Origin of the sequence: Pseudomonas sp. 14A (assembly GCF_018132745.1) — a bacterium.
Lineage (GTDB): Bacteria > Pseudomonadota > Gammaproteobacteria > Pseudomonadales > Pseudomonadaceae > Aquipseudomonas > Aquipseudomonas mercuritolerans.
Genome location: NZ_JAGRQJ010000009.1, coordinates 316,202 through 337,817, shown reverse-complemented (window position 1 = coordinate 337,817; position 21,616 = coordinate 316,202). Strand labels below are relative to the sequence as shown.

Below are 21,616 nucleotides of genomic sequence, written 5' to 3'. Positions count from 1 at the left end.
GTGGTCCTTAGCGTAGCCCGGCCGCTGGCTGAACGCGCTCATTGGGCAATGTCTGACACCAGCGAGGGCAAAGGACTACAGAGCGTTGCAACTTCCACGTAAGCCTTGCTACACGGGCATCCTGCACACTTTTGGTGCTCGAAAAACCTGTACAAAAATTCGCTAGACATGTAACACCCATTACATAAATACTCGTTTAACGGATTGTGAAACGAATTCGACACCCCATCCAGCAGGAGCCCGGATGCCCCCTCTCAGAGACCTGATCACCGAGCCCGGCCTGGACTTGACGCCGTCAGAGCGCAAAGTCGTTCGCGCCCTGCTCGACCAGTACCCGCGCAATGGTCTCGGGCCTATGGCGCGGCTGGCCGAACATGCCGGTGTCAGCGATCCGACTATCGTGCGCTTGGTGAAAAAGCTCGGTTTCGGCGGTTATGCCGAATTCCAGGAAGCCCTGCTCAGCGACATGGATCATCGCCTGCGTTCACCGCGCACCTTGTTGCAGCCGCGCTCGCAGCAGAACAAGGACGATGCCTGGGCGCATTACCTGGCGGACAGCCAGCGTTTGCTGGTCGACACCCAAGCCCTGACCCAGCCTGAGGACGTGCGCATCCTCGTGGAATGGCTGCTCGACAGCCGCCATCAGGTCTACTGTTTCGGTGGCCGCTTCAGCATTCTGCTGGCCAATTACCTGCTCAACCACCTGCGTCTGCTGCGCCCCGGCTGCTTCGCCCTGGAAGACAACGCCCTGTTGCCCGACCGTTTATACGATCTGCAACGTCAGGACGTGGTGCTGGTGTTCGACTACCGGCGCTATCAGACCCAAGCTTTGCGCGTTGCGCAGGCGGCGAAAAACAACAACGCGCGAGTGGTGTTGTTCACCGATGTCTACGCCTCGCCGCTGCGCGAACTGGCCGACCTGATCATCAGCGCGCCGGTCGAATCGGCATCGCCGTTCGACACCATGGTACCGGCGCTGGCGCAGGTCGAGGCGTTGATCGCCTGCCTGACCTTGCGCGTGCCAGACCCGGCCGATCGCCTGGAAGGCATCGATGCCCTGCGCAACGACTTTGCGACTCACCTGCTGGAGGACAAATAAGGATGTTCAGCCTTCCCCACCGCTCGCCTCGGGACCTGCCGTTTGCGACCGATCACACCGCTTTGCTGCTGGTGGACATGCAGCGCGCCTGGCTCGAACCGCAATTCGACCCGCACCTGAGCGAGCCGGATGCCGAGTATTTTCTCCAGCGCACGCGCAAGCAGGTGGTGCCCAATCAACAACGTCTGCTTGGCGCCTTTCGCCAGGCGCAGCAGAACGTGCTGCACACGATTATCGAAAGCCTGACCGCCGACGGTCGCGACCGCTCGCTGGATCACAAGCTGTCGGACATGCATCTGCCCAAGGGCAGCGCTCAGGCTCAGGTCATCGCTGAGCTGACCCCGGCCGAGAACGAAATCGTGCTGCCGAAGACCTCCTCCGGGGTGTTCAATTCAACCAACATTGATTACGTGCTGCGCAATCTGCAAACCCGCCATCTGATCATCGCCGGCATTGTCACCGACCAATGCGTGGACATGGCTGTGTGCGATGCAGCCGACCGTGGCTATCTGGTCACGCTGGTGGAGGACGCCTGCGCCACTTACACAGCTGAACGCCACCACGCCTGTCTCAACGCGATCAAGGGTTATTGCTGGATCACCGACACGGACACTGTGCTCGGCCGTTTGCAGGAGATGCAGCCATGAGCCCGCGCCTGACGCCGTTGCCGATGACCACACTGGTCACCACCGACCTGATCGGCATCACCCGTGGCCGCTCGTTTCCCAGCGATGAGCTGGAGCATTACCAGGCGGCGGGTTGCGGCTGGGTCCCGGCCAACAGCGCGTTGACGCCGCAGGACATCATCGCGTCGAGCAATCCGTGGGGCGCGTACGGCGACCTGCGGCTGATTCCCGATCTGAGCAGCCGCGTCACTGTCGGCAGCGGCCCGGACGCCAATGCGCCGGTGCTGGATTTCATCCACGCCGACATTCGTGAGACCGACGGCCAGGCATGGGGCGCCTGCCCACGCACATTGCTGCGCGATGAAATCGAGCGCTATCACGATGAGCTGGGGTTGCAGGTCAACGCCGCCTTCGAACATGAATTCAACCTGCACGCTGGCGTGGCTGAACACGCGGCGTTCTCTCTCGAAGCGCAGCGCCAGGGCGCCGAATTCGGCGGCTGGCTGCTCAGCGCCCTGCGCGATGGCGGGGTCGAGCCGGAAATGTTCCTGCCGGAATACGGCAAGCACCAATACGAAATCACCTGCCGCCCGACCCTTGGCGTGGCGGCGGCGGATCGCGCGGTCAACGTGCGGGAAATCACTCGGGAAATCGCCCGGCAGATGGGCCTGGATCTGAGTTTTGCGCCGAAGACTGCCGCCGAAGCGGTGTGCAACGGTGTCCATCTGCACGTCAGCCTGCTCGATGTGGCCGGTCAGCCGATGCTCTACGACGCCGGCACCAGCAACGGCCTATCGAGCATCGGTCAGCACTGGGCTGCCGGAGTCCTGCATTTTCTACCGGCGCTGTGCGCGTTCACCGCGCCGACGCCGCTGTCGTACCAGCGTTTGCAGCCGCACCACTGGAGCGCGTCGTATGCGTGTCTGGGGCAGCAGAACCGTGAAGCGGCGCTGCGCATCTGCCCGACCGTGACCTTGGGCGGCAAGTCCGCCGCGCAGCAGTTCAACCTGGAATTCCGCGCCATGGACGCTACCGCCTCGCCGCATCTTGCCATGGCTGCGCTACTGATTGCCGGGCGGCTGGGCATCGAACAGCGTCTGGCGCTGAACGCGGTTACCGATGAAATTCCCGATTCACTCAACGACGAGCAACGCAAGGCCCGGGGCATCGTCGCCCTGCCCGCCTCGCTGGCGCAGGCGCTGGATTGCCTGCGCGACAGTGCAGCCTTCAACGAATGGCTGCCCAAGCCGTTGCTCGACACTTATTACGCCCTGAAAACCGAGGAACTGGCGCTGACGGAACAGCTCTCGCCCGCTGACCTGTGTGAGCACTATGCACGCCTGTACTGAATCCGCCGAGCTTGGGTTGTACACCCGCCCGGTCTACAACCTGAGCCGCGAGGACTCGACGAACCCGTTGATCCTCGTGTGCGAACACGCCAGTCGCTACATTCCCGAAGCCCTGAACAATCTGGGCCTGGACGAGGCGGCCGCACGCGAACATATCGCTTGGGACATCGGCGCGCTGCAACTGGCCGAACAGTTATCGGAACAGCTCGGCGCCACGTTGCTCAGCGCCAATTACTCACGGCTGCTGATCGACCTCAACCGCCCGCGACATGCCCCGGACAGCATTCCACTGCAAAGCGAGATCTACCAGATCCCCGGCAATCGCGAGCTCGACGAAGCGGCCCGCGAGTATCGCCGGCAGACCCTGTTCAAACCGTTTCATGCGCGCTTGCAGACTTTGATCGACGAGCGCATCGCCCGAGGCCAAGCGGTGCGTGTGGTCGGCATTCACAGTTTTACCCCGGTGTATTACGGCCAGCCGCGACCGCTTGAAGTCGGCGTGCTGTTCGGCCAGGCCAGAGACTATGCCGAGCGCCTGCTTGACGGCCTCCAAGCGCATCCACTGAAAGTCGCGGGCAACCAGCCGTACAAAATTGATCCCTTGGGCGACATGACCGTGCCCGTGCACGGTGATGCCAGGGGCCTTGAGGCGGTGCTGATCGAGGTGCGCAATGATCTGCTGCGCAGCCCCGAAGCGGTTTCGCGCTGGGCAGGTTACCTCGCACCTTTGCTGTAAACGATGGACCGATAAAACATAAAACGACCGATGGCTGACAAGGAGTTGCGCTTCATGGAAATTGAAGAATTCGGCTACAAGCAAGAGTTGAAACGTAGCCTGACGCTGACCGATCTGGTGGTGTACGGGATGATCTTCATGATCCCCATCGCGCCGTTCGGTGTGTATGGCTACGTCAACGCCGAAGCGCCGGGGATGGTGCCGCTGGCGTACATCATCGGCATGGTGGCAATGCTGTTCACTGCGCTGAGTTACGGCAGCATGGCCAAGGCCTTTCCGGTTGCCGGTTCCGTATATTCCTACGCCCAGCGCGGCCTCAATCAACATGTCGGTTTCATCGCTGGCTGGCTGATGCTGCTCGATTACCTGCTGATTCCACCGCTGCTGTACCTGTATTCGGCGATGGCGCTCAACCATTTGTACCCGGACATTCCCAAGGTCGGCTTCATCCTGGCGTTTCTGGTCAGCGCGACGTTCGTCAACCTGCGCGGCATCACCTTCACCGCGCGGATGAACATGCTGTTCCTGCTGGCACAACTGGTGGTGCTGGGCATCTTCCTGTTCTATGCCTGGAACGCGTTGCACAACGGTGGCGGTAACGGTGAGCTGACGCTGGCGCCGCTGTATCACCCGGAAACGTTCAACTTCGCCCTGCTAATGCAAGCCGTGTCGATCGCCGTGCTGTCGTTCCTCGGCTTCGACGCGATCTCCACCCTCGCCGAAGAAATCAAGGAAGATCCGGGCCGCAGTGTCGGCAAGGCAGCGCTGATCACTCTGGCGGTGATGGGCACGATTTTCGTCGTACAAACGTGGATTGCCACCGATCTGGCAGCGGGCATGGGCTTCAAATCCGCCGACACCGCGTTTTATGAAATTGCCGAAATCGCCGCCGGCAGCTGGCTGGCGACCCTGACCGCCGTCGCCACGGCGCTGGCCTGGGGCGTCGCGGTGGCGATCACCTCGCAGGCCGCCGTCTCGCGTCTGCTGTTCGGCATGGCCCGCGACGGCAAACTGCCCAAAGTGTTGGCCAAGGTCCACCCGAAACACAACACGCCGTACCTGAGCATTTATCTGGTGGCGGTGTTGTCGCTGCTGATCTGCTACCTGTTCATCGACGCGGTCGACATCCTCACCTCGCTGATCAACTTCGGCGCCCTCAGCGGTTTCATGCTGCTGCACCTGACGGTGATCAACCACTACTGGCGTCGGCAGAAGTCGGGGCAGTTTGTGCGCCATCTGCTCTGCCCGGTGATCGGCTTCATCATCGTCGCCGCCATCATGTACAACATGGGCGTCGATGCGCAGAAACTCGGCCTGATCTGGATTGCCCTGGGCCTGGTGTATCTGTTCTTCCTCAACAAGCTCGGCGCCAGCACTGCGCTGCCAGACCCGAGCAAAGGCTGACAAGAAAAAGAGCGGCGTCTGACAACAAATCAGGCGACCGCCGATTCAACGCGTGGAAACCGACAGTGATAGTCAGGTTCGGCGAACGGGCCGAACCTTTTGATACAGGAGTACATCCATGCTGGTCTTACGCCCAGTCGAGCAGAATGATCTGCCCCAGCTACAGCGCCTGGCTCGCGAGAGCCTGATCGGCGTGACCTCGCTGCCGGATGACAGCGAGCACCTGCGCGAAAAAATCGCCGCCTCGTGCGCGTCATTCGACAGCGCCGCCGCAGCGCAGGGGCCGGAGAACTATTTCTTCGTGCTCGAAGATCTCGAACGCCGGCAATTGGTCGGTTGCTCGGAAATCCTTGCCACCGCCGGCTTCAAGGAGCCGTTCTACAGCCTGCGCAACCGCCATTTCACCAGCGCTTCGCGGGAATTGAACATCGAGCACGGCGTGCCGGCGTTGTCGCTGTGCCATGACCTCAGCGGGCATACCCTGTTGCGCGGTTTCCACATTGACGCCGCGCTGGTGCGCACGCCGTTTTCCGAACTACTGTCGCGAGCGCGCCTGCTGTTTATTGCTGCGCATGCACAGCGGTTCTCCGAGGCGGTGATTACCGAGATCGTCGGCTACAGCGACGAGCAGGGTCACTCGCCGTTCTGGGATGCGCTGGGCAAGCATTTCTTCGACCTCCCCTACGCGGAAGCCGAGCGTCTGTGCGGGTTACAGAGCCGCACGTTCCTTGCCGAACTGATGCCGCAATACCCGATCTACGTGCCGATGCTGCCGCAAGCGGCGCAGGATTGTATCGGGCGCGTGCACCCGGACGGCCAGGAAGCGTTCGACATCCTTGAGCGGGAAGGCTTCGAAACCAACAGCTACATCGACCTGTTCGACGCCGGACCGACGCTGTATGCGCGTACCGCGAACATTCGCTCGATCGCTGACAACCAGACTGCCATCGTCCGCCAACAAGTATCGACCGACGCCCGTGGCCGTTACCTGCTGAGCAACGACGCCCTGCATGACTACCGCGCGATGGTCACCGAACTCGACTATCACCCCGGTCAGCCGCTACCCCTGACACCCGCCATCTGTGCGGCGCTGAAGGTCAGCGATGGCAGCTCGATACGGTTGGTCGCTCTGTGAGCCGCGTTAGCCATCCGCGCCTGAATCGGTACGCCAAAGGAGTTGGAGCATGATTGTCCGTCCGGTAAAAGTCAGTGATCTGCCTGCATTGATGACCCTCGTCGAACAGGCAGGGCCAGGTTTCACCACCCTTCCTGCCAACGAGGACCGCCTCGCACATCGAGTGCGTTGGGCACAGCGCGCATTCGCCGAACAGGTGGAACGCGCCGATGCCGATTACCTGTTCGTACTCGAGGATGATGAGCAGCGCGTGGTCGGTGTCAGCGCGATGGCCGGCGCCGTTGGCTTGCGCGAGCCCTGGTACAACTACCGGCTCGGGGTGACTGTCAGTTCGGCACCGGACCTGGGCATTCAACGACAGATTCCGACGTTGTTCCTCAACAACGAACTGACCGGCCAATCGGAGCTGTGCTCGCTGTTCCTGCGCCATGACCAGCGCAGCGGCAGCAATGGCCGCCTGTTGTCGCTGGGTCGTCTGTTGTTCGTCGCCGAATTCCCGCATCTGTTTGGCGAGAAGATGATCGCCGAACTGCGCGGCAGTGCCGATGAAAACGGTTGCTCGCCGTTCTGGGACAGCCTCGGCCGGCACTTTTTCCAGATGGATTTCACCCACGCCGATCACTTGTCCGGCCTGGGCAACAAAGCCTTTATCGCCGAACTGATGCCACGTCAGCCGCTGTACACCTGCCTGCTCACCGAACAGGCGCAGGCGGCGATCGGCCAGACGCATCCAAACACCCAACCGGCGTTGAAAATCCTTCAGGCTGAAGGTTTTGCGCACAGAGGCTACATCGACATTTTCGACGGTGGCCCGGTCATCGAAGCGCCGATCCGCAGCATCCGCACGGTACGCGACAGCCTCGAACTGACCCTGAGCCTCGGCACCCCGGATGAGCAGGCACCGCTGTGGCTGATTCACAACCGCCGCCTGGAAAACTGCCGTATCACCGCAGCCCACGGTCGACTTGTCGGCAACAGCCTGGTGGTCGACCGACTCACCGCCAAACGCCTGCAATTGCAGCCGGGCAATTCGGTGCGCGCGGTGCTCCTGCCCCATCAACAGCAACATGCCGTGGCGGCCTGATATTTCCGGCACGGGAGATTAAACCTTTCAGCCGCCAGTCCTGCCGCGCAAATTCGTCATGATTCTTGACCCATTCGCGTGATAGCCTTTTCATTCTTCGGCGTTGACACCTTTGCTCAAGCCTTTCCATTCCTTATGTATTGGTGGAACTCGTATGACCAGGCTTTCCCATCAAGATTTGCGCCGCAATTTCCGTCAGCTGCTGGCCTCCAACACCTGCTACCACACGGCTTCGGTATTCGACCCGATGTCCGCCCGCATCGCCGCTGACCTGGGTTTTGAAGTCGGTATCCTCGGCGGTTCCGTGGCCTCGTTGCAGGTGCTCGGCGCGCCGGACTTCGCCCTCATCACCCTCAGCGAATTCGCCGAACAGGCCACGCGCATTGGCCGCGTCGCCCAATTGCCAGTGATCGCAGACGCCGACCACGGCTACGGCAATGCCCTCAACGTGATGCGCACCATCGTCGAACTGGAACGCGCCGGCGTCGCTGCACTGACCATCGAAGATACCCTGCTGCCCGCGCAATTCGGGCGCAAATCCACCGACCTGATCACCGTAGCCGAAGGCGTCGGCAAGATCCGCGCGGCGCTGGAAGCCCGGGTCGACACGGAAATGGCCATCATCGCCCGCACCAATGCCGGCATTCTGCCGAACCAGGAAATCATCAGCCGCACCCGCCAATATCAAGCGGCGGGCGCTGACGGTATCTGCATGGTCGGCGTGCAGGACTTCGATCAACTGGAACAGATCGCCGAGCACCTGACCGTGCCGCTGATGCTGGTCACCTACGGCAACCCGGCCCTGCGCGACGACAAACGCCTGGCCGAACTGGGCGTGCGCGTGACCATCGACGGCCACGGCGCCTACTTCGCCGCGATCAAGGCCACCTACGACAGCCTGCGCGAACAGCGGCAGATCTTCACCCAGGCCGCCGATTTGAGCGCGACCGAGTTGACCCACACCTACACCCAGCCGGAGGAATACATCCTCTGGGCCAAGGAATACATGAGCGTCAAGGAGTGATGCATACGCTGTACCGGCCCCTTCGCGAGCAGGCTCGCTCCCACAGTTGAAATGCGCTCCCCTGTGGGAGCGAGCCTGCTCGCGAAAGCGTCTATTGCAACACCGCTAAACCGGCGTCTTGTACCCCGCCTCCCGCTGCGCCGCCCGCGCCTGAATCACATTCAGAATCGCGCAGCCCTCGCGCATCAGCAGATGAACCGCGCTGGTCACCCGCGTCAGATCACAATCGGAAATGCCCTTGAGGTTAAGGCTGGCAAAGGTGTCGGCCAGATCACGCACGACCACAAACCGGTTCATCGCACAGGCGGCCATGTCGCTGAGTTCAGTATGGGTATTGATGAAGAGCACCGGCGATTCGGCGTCGTAGGTGTCGATGGGGAGGTAGTGCGACATTACTTGGTCGGTCATAGAGTTCACTCCAGAAAGGTCAGGTTCTGTATTCGACCGGCCAAGATCGTCGCAGAGTTATCTGCGAACCGAGACTATAAGAGCCGCGCCCAACGGCCGCAACCAAAGCTTCTGTCGGACTTTTCGGTATTTTTTGTACGCCGCCCTCGACTTCCACTTTTCCCACAAAAGCCCCTCACCCTAGCCCTCTCCCAGAGGGAGAGGGGACTGATTGGGGGATGCTCTGGATCTACGCCGACGTGAGAGATCGCGTTGAATGCGAATTTGAATTCAACTTGATCTGGCGGTTGCCACATGGACCACAAACAACGCGGTCAGTCCCCTCTCCCTCCGGGAGAGGGTTAGGGTGAGGGGCCGATTTCTCTGGCACCCCGCCCGGCCTTGTCACACCGCAAACCCCATCACCGCGGCTTGGCCAACTCCATGATCATCCGCGACAACAGATAAATCCGCGGCGCCACGCTCGCCACTTCGGCGTATTCCTCAGGCGTGTGAATATTGCCGCCGACGATCCCGAAGCCATCCAGCGTCGGCGTGCCAACGCCTGCGGACAGACTGGCATCCGCCGCGCCACCACTGCCCTCCTCGGTCAGTTTGCGGCCAATTTCGCCGTAAATTCCCTGGGCCATGGCCATCAGCCGATCCGACTCGGCCGTTTGTGGCATCGGCGGTAAACCGCGCTGCAGGGACGTTTTCACTTCGGTATCGGCAATCAACTTGTCCTGCGAGACCCGCGCCAGATCCTTCTCGATGCGATCAAATTCCTCCGGCACTGCCGCACGCACATCCGCCTTGGCCGTGGCCTGATCCGGAATCACGTTGGTGCGATCGCCGGCCTTGAGCACGGTGAAGTTGATGGTGGTTTTCTTCGCCTCATCGCCGAGTTTGCCCAGCTGGAGAATCTGGTGCGCCGCTTCCATCGCCGCGTTCCGTCCAAGCTCTGGCGCGACGCCGGCGTGGGCGGCCTTGCCTTTGACTTCGACCAGCGCCGTCGCACTGCCCTTGCGCCACACCACCAGGCCATCGGCCGGGCGGCCCGGTTCGAGGTTGAGGGTGACGTCGTGCTGTTTGGCGGTTTTCTTGATCAGGTCGGTGGCGACATCCGAGCCGGTTTCTTCGCTGGCGTCCAGCAGGAAAGTGATCTGCGCGTAGTCTTTGAAGTCGAGGTTCTTCAGCACTTTCAGCGCATAGATGCCGGCGACGATGCCGCCCTTGTCGTCCATCACCCCCGGCCCATAGGCGCGGCCGTCCTTGATGTGGAATGGCCGCTCGGCTGCGGAGCCTTCCTTGAACACCGTATCCATGTGCGCCATCAGCAGGATTTTCGCCTTGCCGGTGCCTTTGAGCGTGGCCAGCACGTGGTTGGATTTTTCCGGGGTGTTCGGCACCAGTTCGATAGTTGCGCCGAGTTTTTTCAGCTCATCGATGGCGATCTCGCTGACCTGTTTCAGGCCCGGTTCATAACCGGAACCGGAGTCGATATTGACCAGCCGTTCCAGTAACTTCAGGGCTTCGGGCTGATACTGCTCGGCATCGGCGAGCACTTGTTTATGTGGTTCGGCGGCGTTTGCGGCCGAGAATGCGAGGGACAGACCGAGGCTGGCAGCCAGCAGTGAGCGGGGAAATGAGAACGTCATGAAGCAGTCCTTGTTTCGTGTCGGGGGACTTCAACCGTAACCGACATCGGCGCGAGGCTCTATAGCGGATGCGACACTTGCCCGACTGACACCGAACAAACTGTAGGAGCTGCCGAAGGCTGCGATCTTTTGATTTTGATCGTTCCCACGCGCAGCAAAGGAATGCAGGCCGGGACGCAGAGCGTCCCAAAAGATCGCAGCCTTCGGCAGCTCCTACATGGGATCTCCGATCACTCGTCAAACCGAATCCAGCAGCGCCTGCCTCGGTTTGTTGTCGCTGTTGCAGATCACCCGGTTGCGCCCACTCGCCTTGGCTTCGTACAACGCCTGATCGGCCTCATCCAGCCAACGCGTGGCGTCTGCATGGCTCGGGTCGTAGGCGGCCAGGCCAATGCTCAGACTGACCTTCAGCGCAGGGTTCTGCTCATAGCCCATCACGGCGAAACGCTCGCGCAAGGCCTCCATCGCCTGAGCTGCGTTGAACAGCGGCAGTTCCGGCAGGATCACGCAGAACTCATCCCCGCCATAGCGCCCGGCCACGTCCGTAGCGCGCAGATTGTGTTTGAGCAGTTTGCTCAACTGGCGCAGGACGATATCGCCAGCGACGTGGCCATAGGTGTCATTGATCGCTTTGAAATGGTCGATATCGATCAAGGCAATCGCCGCGCCCTGCTGCTGGCGTTTGCAGCGCTGGAACGCGAGGTTCAGTTGATCCTTCCATGCGCCGTGATTGAGCAGGCCGGTCAGGCTGTCGGTGCGACTCAGCGCCAACAGCTCGCGCTTGTGCCGACCGAGGGTCGAGGCCTGACGAAAGCAGATCCAGCCCAGCGCCAGCGGATACAGCAACAGCAACGGCAAACAGGCGTACAGCTGCAGCGGCGTTGTTGGCGGAATGAACGCCGGCGCAAACACCACCAGCCCCACGCCGATGCCCAATAGCTGCGCCGCCGACCCGGCGAGCAAAAAACGCCCACCGCCAATGGCGACGTTGTTCATTGCCATCATCGAAATCGTGGTTGCGCTGGGCAGCGGATTGAACTGCATGGCAGCGACCCAGAAGCCGCCCATGAACGCATCGATCAGCAAGTTGCGGTGTTCGGCGCGAAACGGCACGCTCGCACGGCGCGCCCATTGAAAGGCCAGATGCGGCCAGACTAGGCCGTTGAACAGCATCAAACCCCACACCCACAGCGGCGGATCGAGCGCATGCATCGCCACGCTGACACACATCAGCCCGAGCAGCAGCCCGAACACCCGCGACCTGTACAGCCTCCTGGCCAGTGAAAGTCCCTTTCCCCGCGTATTTCCCATAAGGGCCTCGACCGCGCGATGCATGGTTACACCCCGACACGGATGTGTTCGGAGTCTATCAGGGCACGGTTAAATAGCCATCACCGGCCAGCGGCCTGAATAGAGCGCCATCAGCGCCGCACACATGGCCAGGAGTTGGCTATAAATGAAAGAGGGGAAATGGAAAAACAACTATAAAAAAGGGGGCACATGCATACCTACGCTGTGTTGATCATCGGCAGCGGTTTCGGCGGCCAGTGCGCGGCGGTCAACCTGCTCAAGGCCGGAATCGACGACTTTCGCATTCTCGAGCGACGCGACTTCTTCGGCGGTACCTGGTGCCAGAACACCTACCCCGGCGCAGCGGTAGACGTGCCGTCGCCGCTGTATTCGCTGTCATTCGCGCCCTACCGCTGGTCGCAGATGTTCGCCGAACAGGCGGAACTGCGGCGCTACACCGAACAAGTAATCGAGCAGTTCGGTTTACGCGAGCGCGTGGAACTGGGGGCCGATGTCGAGCGCGTCGAATGGGACGAAGCGGAAAAGCATTGGTTGGTGCACACCCGCGCCAGAGGTACTTTCCGAACCCAATTCCTGATCAATGCTTCCGGGCCGTTGAGTCAGCCGGTCATTCCCAACTTTCCCGGGATGGATCGCTTTCAAGGCAAGACTTTTCACACAAATAATTGGGATCACAGCTACGACTATCGCGGTAAACGCGTGGCGATCGTCGGCAGCGGTGCCAGCGCAGCCCAAGTGATCCCGGCGATTGCACCCCAGGTCGAACATCTGCATGTGTTCCAACGCACGCCGCATTGGGTGCTGCCGCGAGCCGATCGCAAATTCGGCCGTTTCCAGCGCTGGCTGCTTGGCCTGAAGCCGGCGTACAAGCTGCTGCGCTGGCTGATCTACTGGCAATTCGAAACCCGGGTGATCGCCTTCAAATACTCAAGACCGGCAATTCACCTGGTCCAACAACATGCGCTGCGCTTTCTCAAGCGCCAGGTTCCAGACCCGCTGCTGAGAGAGAAGCTCACCCCGGACTTCACCATCGGCTGCAAACGGGTGTTGGTGTCCAGCACGTACTACCCGGCGCTGAGCCGCGCCAACGTCACGCTGCACAGTCGCGAGCACGGCATCGCTTCGATCGACGAAAGCGGGATCAACACCGTGGACGGCGAGCATCTCGAAGTTGATCTGATCGTCTGGTCCACCGGTTACGACGCCACCGACGGGGTAATTTCCTACCCGGTCAGCGGCAAGAACGCGGTGCAACTCAGAGATGTCTGGGCCGAATACCCGCGCGCCTACCTAGGCACCAGCCTGCCGGATTTCCCCAACCTGTTTATCGTCACCGGGCCGAACACCGGCATTGGCCACACTTCGGCGCTGTTCATCATCGAATCGCAGATGAACTACATCCTCGACTGCATCCGCACCGTACGGGCCAAAGGCCTGCGCAGCATCGAAGTGCGCCGTGACGCAGAACGTACCTACACTGCAATGATCCACCGGGAAATGCAGCGCACGGTGTGGAAGTCCGGTGGTTGCCACAGTTGGTACCAGAGCAAGAGCGGTCATGTGATCGCCATGTTTCCCGGCTTCAGTTTCAGCTATCACCTGCTGACCCGGGCGCTGAAACCGGCCGACCATATTTTGTCCTGAATACGTAAAAGGAAGACGTCGATGCTTTTGCTGTTTGTCGCACTCGCGGTTTTCGTGGCCTGGAGCTGGCTGAGTTATCCGGCGGTTGGCCATTGGCTGTACGACCTGGCCATGGCCAGCGAGGCCAGGTTGTACAAATTGCACAAGATCGAAGTGCCGATCGCCGAAATGACCGTGTCGACTTGGCAAGGCGGGCCGTACGAGGCGTCCAGCGCGATCCTGATGCTGCACGGCTTCAGCGCCGACAAAAACCTCTGGCTGCGCTGCGCCCGGCATTTCGTGCGCCAGTATCGGGTGATCATTCCGGATCTGGCCGGCCACGGCGAAACCGGCTTCAAGGCTGGCGGCGGTTACGACATTGCGGTTCAGGCCAAACGCATGATTCAACTGCTCGATGTCTGCGGCGTGGAGAAAGTCCACGTCATCGGCAACTCCATGGGCGGCTACATTGCCGCGTGGCTGGCGGCGACCTATCCGGAGCGAATCGCCTCGCTGGCCTTGATCGACCCGGCCGGCGTCACCGCACCGGAGCCGAGCGACATGGAGCGCCATCTGGCGCGCGGGCACAATCCGTTCCTGATCAACTCCCGCGAAGAATTCCAGCGCTTCTACGCAATGACCATGGAATCGCCGCCGTGGGTACCGAAGCTGGTGCTCGACGCCGTCGCCCAGCGTTACGAGCGGCAGCGCGATGAACTCGAAGAAATCTTCCGCGACTTCCACGCCAGCCCGCCGATGGAGCCAAAACTGGCCGAGATCAAATGCCCGGCGCTGCTGCTGTGGGGGCGCAAGGACCGCTTGATCGACGTCAGCAGCGTACCGGTCTGGAGCAAGGGCATCGCCAATCTCGAAGTGGATGTGTGGGATCACGTCGGGCATATGCCGATGGTCGAACAGCCGGGAAATACCGCGCGGCTGTACGGGGAATTTCTGGAACGACAGCGATGAACATCCTTTACGACGAACGCCTCGACGGTCCGTTGCCCGAGGTGAACAAGGGCGAATTGCTCAAGGCTCTGCAACAAACCCTGCCGGACCTGGACATCCTCTGGCGCGAAGATGAACTCAAACCCTACGAATGCGACGGCCTCTCCGCCTACCGCACCACGCCGATGCTGGTCGTCCTGCCCCGGCGTCTGGAGCAAGTGCAAACCCTGCTGAAACTCTGCCATCAGAACAACGTGCCCGTGGTCGCGCGGGGTGCCGGCACTGGATTGTCCGGCGGCGCGCTGCCACTGGAAAAGGGCCTGTTGCTGGTGATGGCGCGCTTCAACAACATCCTGCACATCGACCCCGCTGCACGTATCGCGCGGGTTCAGCCGGGGGTGCGCAATCTCGCCATCTCCCAAGCGGCGGCCCCGTTCGGCTTGTATTACGCACCGGATCCGTCGTCGCAGATTGCCTGTTCGATCGGCGGCAACGTCGCGGAAAACGCTGGTGGCGTGCATTGCCTCAAGTACGGCCTGACCGTGCACAACGTGCTGAAAATCGAAGTGCTGACCATCGAGGGCGAACGCCTGACGCTGGGCTCCGAGGCACTCGATTCCGCCGGTTTCGACCTGCTCGCCTTGTTCACCGGCTCCGAAGGTCTGCTGGGGATTATCACCGAAGTCACGGTGAAGCTATTGCCCAAACCGCAAGTCGCCAAGGTCCTGCTCGGCAGTTTCGATTCAGTGGAAAAGGCCGGCCGCGCGGTTGCCGAAATCATCGCTGCCGGGATCATTCCGGGTGGTCTGGAAATGATGGACAACCTCGCGATTCGCGCCGCCGAAGATTTTATCCACGCCGGTTACCCGGTCGACGCCGAGGCGATTCTGCTGTGCGAACTCGACGGTGTCGAAGCCGACGTGCACGACGATTGCCAGCGCGTACGGGAAGTCATGACAGCGGCCGGCGCCACCGAGGTGCGCCAGGCCCAGGACGAAGCCGAGCGCGTACGTTTCTGGGCCGGTCGTAAAAACGCGTTCCCGGCGATTGGCCGGTTGTCGCCGGATTATTACTGCATGGACGGCACTATCCCGCGCCGCGAATTGCCCGCTGTGCTGCAAGGTATCGCCAGCCTCGGCGAGGAATATGGCTTGCGCGTAGCCAACGTGTTCCATGCCGGCGACGGCAACATGCATCCGCTGATTCTGTTCGACGCCAACCAGCCAGGCGAACTGCATCGCGCCGAGGCGTTGGGCGGCAAGATCCTCGAACTGTGCGTGAAAGTCGGCGGCAGCATCACCGGCGAGCACGGCGTCGGTCGCGAGAAAATCAATCAGATGTGCGCGCAGTTCAACAACGACGAGTTACTGCTGTTTCATGCGGTGAAAGCCGCGTTCGATCCGCAGGGCCTGCTCAATCCCGGCAAGAACATTCCGACCCTGCACCGCTGCGCCGAATTTGGCGCGATGCACATCCACGCCGGGCAACTGCCCTTCCCCGAGCTGGAGCGATTCTGATGGCTGATTTCGACGGCGCCGAGGCCCTGCTCAATCAGGTCAACGCCGCGCGGGCCAATGCCACGCCGCTGAAGATTCAGGGCGGCAACAGCAAGGCCTTTCTCGGCCGCGAGGTGGCCGGCGAAGTGCTCGACACCCGTGCTCATCGCGGCATCGTTCAGTACGACCCGACCGAACTGGTGGTCACGGTGCGCGCCGGCACGCCGTTGTCCGAGCTGCTCGCGGCGCTGGATGACGCCGGGCAAATGTTGCCCTGCGAACCGCCATCCTTTGCCGACAGCGCCACGGTCGGCGGCATGGTCGCCACGGGACTGTCCGGACCTCGCCGGCCGTGGTCCGGCTCGGTACGCGACTTCGTTCTCGGCACGCGGGTGATCACCGGCCTCGGTCAACATCTGCGCTTCGGTGGCGAAGTGATGAAAAACGTCGCCGGCTATGACCTGTCGCGGCTGATGGCCGGCAGTTTCGGTTGCCTCGGCGTGCTCACCGAAGTGTCGCTGAAAGTCCTGCCGAAACCGCGCCAGTGCCTGAGCATTCGCCTTGATATCGACTGCGCTCGCGCCTTGAGCAAACTTGCCGAATGGGGCCAGCAACCGCTGCCGATCAGCGCCGCGTGCCACGATGGCCGGAGCCTGTACCTGCGCCTGGAAGGTGGCGAAGGTTCGGTGACGGCGGCGCATCAACGCCTCGGCGGCGAGCCGCTGGATTCGGTTTTCTGGCGCGACCTCAACGAACAGCGCCTGAGTTTTTTTGACGAAGGTTTGCCGCAGTGGCGCCTGTCATTGCCGAACAACCTCGGCCCGCTCGAGCTGCCCGGCGAGCAACTGATCGACTGGGCCGGTGCGCAACGCTGGGTGAAATCCGAAAGCCCTGAGATTCACGCACTCGCCCATTCCTTGGGCGGCCATGCAACGTGCTTTACCCACGGTGCCACCGACTCGCCGTTTCAACCCTTGGCGCCAACCCTGCTGCGCTACCACCGGCAACTCAAGGCGCAACTCGACCCGCAAGGGCTGTTCAACCCCGGGCGAATGTACGCGGAGGTCTAGCCATGCAAACCACCCTCAGCGAGCAATCGCGGCAACTGCCCCGCGCCGCCGAAGCGGAAAAGATCCTGCGCACCTGCGTGCATTGCGGTTTCTGCAACGCGACGTGCCCGACGTATCAACTGCTCGGCGATGAACTCGATGGGCCGCGCGGACGCATTTACCTGATCAAGCAAGTGCTGGAAGGCGCACCGGCCACCGAGCAGACGCAACTGCATCTGGATCGGTGCCTGTCGTGCCGCAACTGCGAAACCACCTGCCCATCCGGCGTCGATTATCACAACCTGCTCGACATCGGCCGCGCGGTGGTCGACAGCGCGGTGCCGCGCCCCGCCGCCCAGCGCTTGCTGCGCGAAGGCTTGCGCGCGTTGGCGCCGAATCCGGCTGTGTTCAAAGGCTTGCTGCGCATGGGCGCGACCTTTCGGCCGCTGCTACCGCGCCTGCTGGAAAGCAAACTGCCGCAGCGCTTGGGTGTTATGGGGTCGCGCCCTGCTCCTCGGCATGCGCGCCGGGTGTTGTTGCTCGAAGGTTGCGTGCAACCGGGTCTGTCGCCGAATACCAATGACGCAACGGCGCGGGTGCTTGATCGTTTGGGCATCAGCGTCACTCCGGTGAGCGAGGCCGGTTGCTGCGGCGCTCTCGACTATCACCTCGACGCTCAGGGCAAAGGTCTCGACCGCGCTCGGCAGAACATCGACGCCTGGTGGCCGCATCTGCAGAACGGCGCTGAAGCCATCGTGCAGACGGCCAGTGGTTGCGGCGCGTTCATCAAGGATTACGGGCATTTGCTTGCGGACGATCCGATCTACGCGTTGAAAGCCCGGCGGATCAGCGAAATGACTCGGGATCTGGTGCAAATAATCGCTGAGGAACCACTGGAGCAAGTATGCGCCGCCAGCGAACGGCGCATCGCCGTGCATTGCCCGTGCACCTTGCAGCACGCGTTGAAACTTGGCGGCGCGGTGGAAGCCGTGCTGACCCGACTTGGCTTCAACCTCACATCAGTGCCGGATGGCCATTTGTGCTGCGGCTCGGCGGGCACCTACTCGCTGACCCAACCCGTGCTGGCGCGGCAACTGCGTGACCAACGGCTCAACGCGCTGGAAAGTGGCCGGCCTGAATTGATCGTCACCTCGAATGTTGGCTGTCAGAGTCATCTGGCCAGCGCGGGCCGTACGCCAGTCAAGCATTGGATCGAACTGGTGGATCAGTCGTTGGCAGAATGAAGTTCGTAGGATTCTTCGTTTGCCCGCGTGGGCGAAGGCTGCGATCTTTTCCGGCATCCATTTCGTCACCGTGGCAGGAATTTTTTTCATGACCGTGCAGCCGTTCGTCAGCCCCGACCTGATCCGCCAACGCTTCTCCCGAGCGATGTCCGACATGTACCGCGAAGAGGTGCCGCTGTACGGCGCGCTGATGGAACTGGTGGAAAAAACCAATCGCGAAGTGCTGGCACGTCAGCCTGAGATTGCCGGACAGCTCAAGCGCACCGGCGAAATCGAGCGGCTGGACATGGAACGCCACGGCGCCATTCGCGTCGGCACCGCGAGCGAACTGGCCACCCTCGCCCGCCTGTTCGCGGTGATGGGTATGCAACCGGTGGGTTATTACGACCTGACCCCGGCCGGTGTGCCGGTGCATTCAACGGCGTTTCGTGCGGTGCATGAAGAAGCGTTGCAGGTCAGCCCGTTTCGCGTGTTCACCTCGTTGCTGCGCCTGGAGCTGATTGAAGATCCTGAATTGCGTTCGTTTGCCGAGTCGGTACTGGCCCGTCGTTCGATTTTTACTGAAGAGGCGTTGCGCCTGATTGAACAGGCGGAAACGGCAGGCGGACTGAATGACGACGAAGCCGCAGAATTCGTCCGACAGGCACTGGAGACTTTTCGCTGGCACCACAGCGCCACGGTCAGCGCCGCGCAATACCAGAAACTCAGCGCCCAGCACCGCTTGGTCGCCGATGTCGTTGCGTTCAAAGGTCCGCATATCAATCACCTTACGCCGCGCACGCTGGACATCGACACCGTGCAGGAGCAGATGCCTGCCCATGGCATCACACCCAAAGCGGTGATCGAAGGCCCACCGCGCCGCGACTGCCCGATCCTGCTGCGCCAGACCAGCTTCAAAGCGCTGGACGAGCCGATCGCCTTCACCGATCAGCCCGAAACCCGTGGCAGCCACAGCGCGCGTTTCGGCGAAATCGAACAACGCGGCGCCGCCCTCACGCCCAAGGGTCGCGCGCTGTATGACCGCTTGTTGAATGCCGCTCGCGATGAATTGGGCGACTTCCCTAACGAAGCCAATGCCGCACGCTACAACGCGCTGATGACGCAGCACTTTGCCGAATTTCCTGACAGCATCGAGGGCATGCGCGAACAGGGGCTGGCGTACTTTCGTTATTTCGCTACGGAAAAGGGCTTGGCCGCTGAAGGACTTGGTGAGTCGTCCCTGGAGGACTTGCTGCGCGATGGCTATGTGAAAGCGGAGCCGCTGGTGTACGAAGATTTCCTGCCGGTTAGCGCAGCGGGGATTTTTCAGTCGAACCTGGGGGATGCCGCACAGGCGCATTACGGCGAACACTCCAATCGACAGGCTTTCGAACAGGCGCTGGGGCGTTCGGCCATCGATGAGTTGGGGTTGTATGCCGAGACGCAACGGCGGTCGATTGAGGAGTGTTTGACCCGACTCGCGCGTTAAACATTAAAAGATCGCAGCCTACGGCTGCTCCTACAGGGGAAACGCATTCCAAATGTAGGAGCTGCCGTAGGCTGCGATCCTTTGATCTGAAGCTATGAGGCAATCTTTGCCTCTGGACGACTTGCAAAAATGGATGGAGTCCAGCGTCTGGGGGAACAAAACTAAGAATCGCAGCATGCAGGACGAATGGAACGAACTGGCAAAGGTCGTGCAAAAACCTACTTGTGAAATGATTCGTGATGCCAAGCAGACCTATCTGAAGCTTATAATTCCAGGCGTTAGCACGCAGGAAATGGATACTCGAAAATTGCAATTGAAAGCGTACCAGCAATATCGCGATGTTCCAAAGAAAGGGGGTTACGCGCCCGGCCCTTTTCCCTTGAGATGGCGGGAGTGCACGACAACCTGGATTAGTCGATTAGTCGTAGCCAGTAAAGGCAACGAAGCGTTGACAATTCATTTGCCGATCAGTGACTCATTGCAGACCACAGATTTTTCCTTGGCATTGACCATCGCTTATCAATTGGAAGCTGAACGTGACGTAATGCACGAAACCTGCTTTGTGCTCCGTGACCTGCATATTATTAGCTCACCTTATAGGCGCGATCCAGCGCGCGGTGTCTTTAAGCTTGATTCTGCTGACTCGTTGCCGATTGGCACAAGTAAATCCCAATTCATATTGTTCAAAAAAGAAGATTTGGGGACCATCGATGCTTAAAAGCCTTTTCAAGCGCGGCGCTAAATTCACTACTTCTGAAGCCGCAGCGGACATCCGTAGCGAGAGGCCAAGGGCTGGAGAAGTCCGCGTCCGTGGAATGAATGAAACTTTGTTTCTATCGCCATTACCGGTCTATACAGGACAAACTCAATCCTCTCGCCGGAATTTTTCAGGGATGAACGAAGTATTCCTGGAACTCGGTGGAAGTAATTGGGGAATGGTTGAACAAGGAAAAATACTTGCCGCTGGAATTTGGATGGCATTGACGACAGCATTCATTGCTCCGGTGCTTATCTGTGCTTGGCTCGCACTTTTCAGCCCTCACGGAATAGATCGAAGGTTCGTCGACCTAATTGGTGACTCGTTACTGGTTTTTGCTAGTGGCTCTCTACTGTTTATTCTCCCTCTTGGTGCGTACTTATACGGAATGCTCTCCGGCGTCTTTGAAGCAGCAAAAACCTACCCCGTCCGCTTCAACCGCCAACGCCGCGAAGTCTGCTACGTCGACAGCAAAACCCGCCGCGTCCTCATCGTACCTTGGGAAAGCGTCGTCGCCTGGGTCTCCAACACTCAGGGCGTCACCAGTTATGGCGCTACTCGCCAGTACGCGTTCGGCATGGGTCTGGAGGATGAGGAGCAGGACAAAGTGCAATTCCTACTGCTACCACAACCCAGCGATGCACATGCTTTAGGGATGTGGACGTCAATTCGTAATTACATGGAAGACGGTCAGTTGGTAGATGCTTCAAACCCGATGCTCAAGGCACTGGGTTTGACTCCATCCGGTGATCGGCTCAAACCGTACGAAGGCCTACACACTTTTGAAATCGAACGCGAAGACGCACGCGCGATGGGGTCGCTGGACGAGGGTGGCGACGAACTGACGCCCGAGCAGCGCGAGCATTACGGTTACTCGAAAAAATCCTACTGGCCATTGCGCCGCTGGTACATGTGGCGCGTGCTGAGCTTCTGGAAGATGCCTTACATGCTAGCCGAATGGGCGCATCGCAAAGGGCGGCCTACCCTTCCGGAGCAAGTGCAAACGTGGTCTGAGGCGTTGCCACCAGAACAATGGGCCAAGCCCAGCGCTGCATTGGTGAAAGCCAATCAAATGGTCAAGACTGCCATGGACAAAAAAGGCGCCACGTTCGTCGAAGCGTGCAAAGCGGCGGGGTTACATGGATGAAATGGGAGCAACCACGTTCGTCTATTTATTTGAATTCTTAACATCTGTTAAAACGTAAAGCCGATTTGTTT

General features: G+C 60.6%; 19 protein-coding genes. 16 read left to right on the top strand and 3 right to left on the bottom strand.

From position 1 onward, the window contains the following. Positions 1 to 244: 244 nt before the first annotated feature. The 8 genes from PS14A_RS09515 to PS14A_RS09480 all read left to right on the top strand — a co-directional run bounded on the left by PS14A_RS09515 (position 245) and on the right by PS14A_RS09480 (position 8,457). Positions 245 to 1,099: a MurR/RpiR family transcriptional regulator gene (locus PS14A_RS09515; protein WP_130911635.1), complete on the top strand. Its 855-nt coding sequence runs from the start codon at positions 245 to 247 to the stop codon at positions 1,097 to 1,099. A gap of 2 nt (positions 1,100 to 1,101) precedes the next feature. Beyond that, positions 1,102 to 1,746: an isochorismatase family cysteine hydrolase gene (locus tag PS14A_RS09510; protein WP_212615947.1), complete on the top strand. Its 645-nt coding sequence runs from the start codon at positions 1,102 to 1,104 to the stop codon at positions 1,744 to 1,746. Beyond that, the gene (locus tag PS14A_RS09505; protein WP_212615944.1) at positions 1,743 to 3,074 is read left to right on the top strand and encodes a glutamine synthetase family protein; all 1,332 of its coding nucleotides are present in this window, start codon (positions 1,743 to 1,745) and stop codon (positions 3,072 to 3,074) included. The genes PS14A_RS09510 and PS14A_RS09505 overlap by 4 nt, the downstream gene beginning before the upstream one ends. After that, entirely contained in the window at positions 3,058 to 3,810 is a 753-nt protein-coding gene (locus PS14A_RS09500; protein ID WP_130911638.1) for an N-formylglutamate amidohydrolase, read from the top strand. Before PS14A_RS09505 ends, PS14A_RS09500 begins: the two co-directional genes overlap by 17 nt. 54 nt (positions 3,811 to 3,864) lie before the next feature. Next, the gene (locus PS14A_RS09495; protein WP_076567476.1) at positions 3,865 to 5,214 is read left to right on the top strand and encodes an APC family permease; all 1,350 of its coding nucleotides are present in this window, start codon (positions 3,865 to 3,867) and stop codon (positions 5,212 to 5,214) included. Positions 5,215 to 5,332: 118 nt separating this feature from the next. Further along, on the top strand, positions 5,333 to 6,349 hold the full coding sequence (locus PS14A_RS09490) for an arginine N-succinyltransferase (protein WP_212615942.1): 1,017 nt from the start codon (positions 5,333 to 5,335) through the stop codon (positions 6,347 to 6,349). A 49-nt stretch (positions 6,350 to 6,398) separates the two neighbouring features. Then, a complete protein-coding gene (gene astA / locus PS14A_RS09485; protein ID WP_130911641.1) occupies positions 6,399 to 7,433 on the top strand; it encodes an arginine N-succinyltransferase in 1,035 nt (344 codons plus the stop codon). Between the two features lie 154 nt (positions 7,434 to 7,587). Beyond that, entirely contained in the window at positions 7,588 to 8,457 is an 870-nt protein-coding gene (locus PS14A_RS09480) for an oxaloacetate decarboxylase (protein WP_212615940.1), read from the top strand. Between the two features lie 105 nt (positions 8,458 to 8,562). Here PS14A_RS09480 and PS14A_RS09475 read toward each other — a convergent pair whose 3' ends face one another. The 3 genes from PS14A_RS09475 to PS14A_RS09465 all read right to left on the bottom strand — a co-directional run bounded on the left by PS14A_RS09475 (position 8,563) and on the right by PS14A_RS09465 (position 11,813). After that, positions 8,563 to 8,865 carry a hypothetical protein gene (locus PS14A_RS09475; RefSeq protein WP_212615938.1) on the bottom strand — a complete coding sequence of 101 codons (303 nt, stop codon included), beginning with the start codon at positions 8,863 to 8,865 and terminating at the stop codon, positions 8,563 to 8,565. A 401-nt stretch (positions 8,866 to 9,266) separates the two neighbouring features. Continuing rightward, on the bottom strand, positions 9,267 to 10,502 hold the full coding sequence (locus PS14A_RS09470; protein WP_130911643.1) for a M20/M25/M40 family metallo-hydrolase: 1,236 nt from the start codon (positions 10,500 to 10,502) through the stop codon (positions 9,267 to 9,269). A 237-nt stretch (positions 10,503 to 10,739) separates the two neighbouring features. After that, entirely contained in the window at positions 10,740 to 11,813 is a 1,074-nt protein-coding gene (locus PS14A_RS09465) for a diguanylate cyclase (protein ID WP_212615937.1), read from the bottom strand. A gap of 189 nt (positions 11,814 to 12,002) precedes the next feature. Between PS14A_RS09465 and PS14A_RS09460 the strand changes: the two genes are divergently transcribed. The 8 genes from PS14A_RS09460 (at position 12,003) to PS14A_RS09425 (ending at position 21,545) form a co-directional block, all read left to right on the top strand. After that, the gene (locus tag PS14A_RS09460; protein ID WP_212615929.1) at positions 12,003 to 13,457 is read left to right on the top strand and encodes an NAD(P)/FAD-dependent oxidoreductase; all 1,455 of its coding nucleotides are present in this window, start codon (positions 12,003 to 12,005) and stop codon (positions 13,455 to 13,457) included. A 21-nt stretch (positions 13,458 to 13,478) separates the two neighbouring features. Continuing rightward, positions 13,479 to 14,405: an alpha/beta fold hydrolase gene (locus PS14A_RS09455; protein ID WP_212615920.1), complete on the top strand. Its 927-nt coding sequence runs from the start codon at positions 13,479 to 13,481 to the stop codon at positions 14,403 to 14,405. After that, entirely contained in the window at positions 14,402 to 15,901 is a 1,500-nt protein-coding gene (glcD, locus tag PS14A_RS09450; protein WP_212615918.1) for a glycolate oxidase subunit GlcD, read from the top strand. The genes PS14A_RS09455 and glcD overlap by 4 nt, the downstream gene beginning before the upstream one ends. Further along, entirely contained in the window at positions 15,901 to 16,950 is a 1,050-nt protein-coding gene (gene glcE / locus PS14A_RS09445; protein WP_212615917.1) for a glycolate oxidase subunit GlcE, read from the top strand. The genes glcD and glcE overlap by 1 nt, the downstream gene beginning before the upstream one ends. Before the next feature lie 2 nt (positions 16,951 to 16,952). Then, complete coding sequence (gene glcF / locus PS14A_RS09440) at positions 16,953 to 18,173, top strand: glycolate oxidase subunit GlcF (protein WP_212615915.1); 1,221 nt, start codon at positions 16,953 to 16,955, stop codon at positions 18,171 to 18,173. Between the two features lie 88 nt (positions 18,174 to 18,261). Continuing rightward, positions 18,262 to 19,641 carry a VOC family protein gene (locus PS14A_RS09435; RefSeq protein ID WP_212615913.1) on the top strand — a complete coding sequence of 460 codons (1,380 nt, stop codon included), beginning with the start codon at positions 18,262 to 18,264 and terminating at the stop codon, positions 19,639 to 19,641. A 175-nt stretch (positions 19,642 to 19,816) separates the two neighbouring features. Further along, positions 19,817 to 20,359: a hypothetical protein gene (locus PS14A_RS09430; RefSeq protein WP_212615911.1), complete on the top strand. Its 543-nt coding sequence runs from the start codon at positions 19,817 to 19,819 to the stop codon at positions 20,357 to 20,359. 175 nt (positions 20,360 to 20,534) lie between these two features. Next, positions 20,535 to 21,545: a DUF6708 domain-containing protein gene (locus PS14A_RS09425; protein WP_249121225.1), complete on the top strand. Its 1,011-nt coding sequence runs from the start codon at positions 20,535 to 20,537 to the stop codon at positions 21,543 to 21,545. Positions 21,546 to 21,616 lie beyond the last annotated feature (71 nt).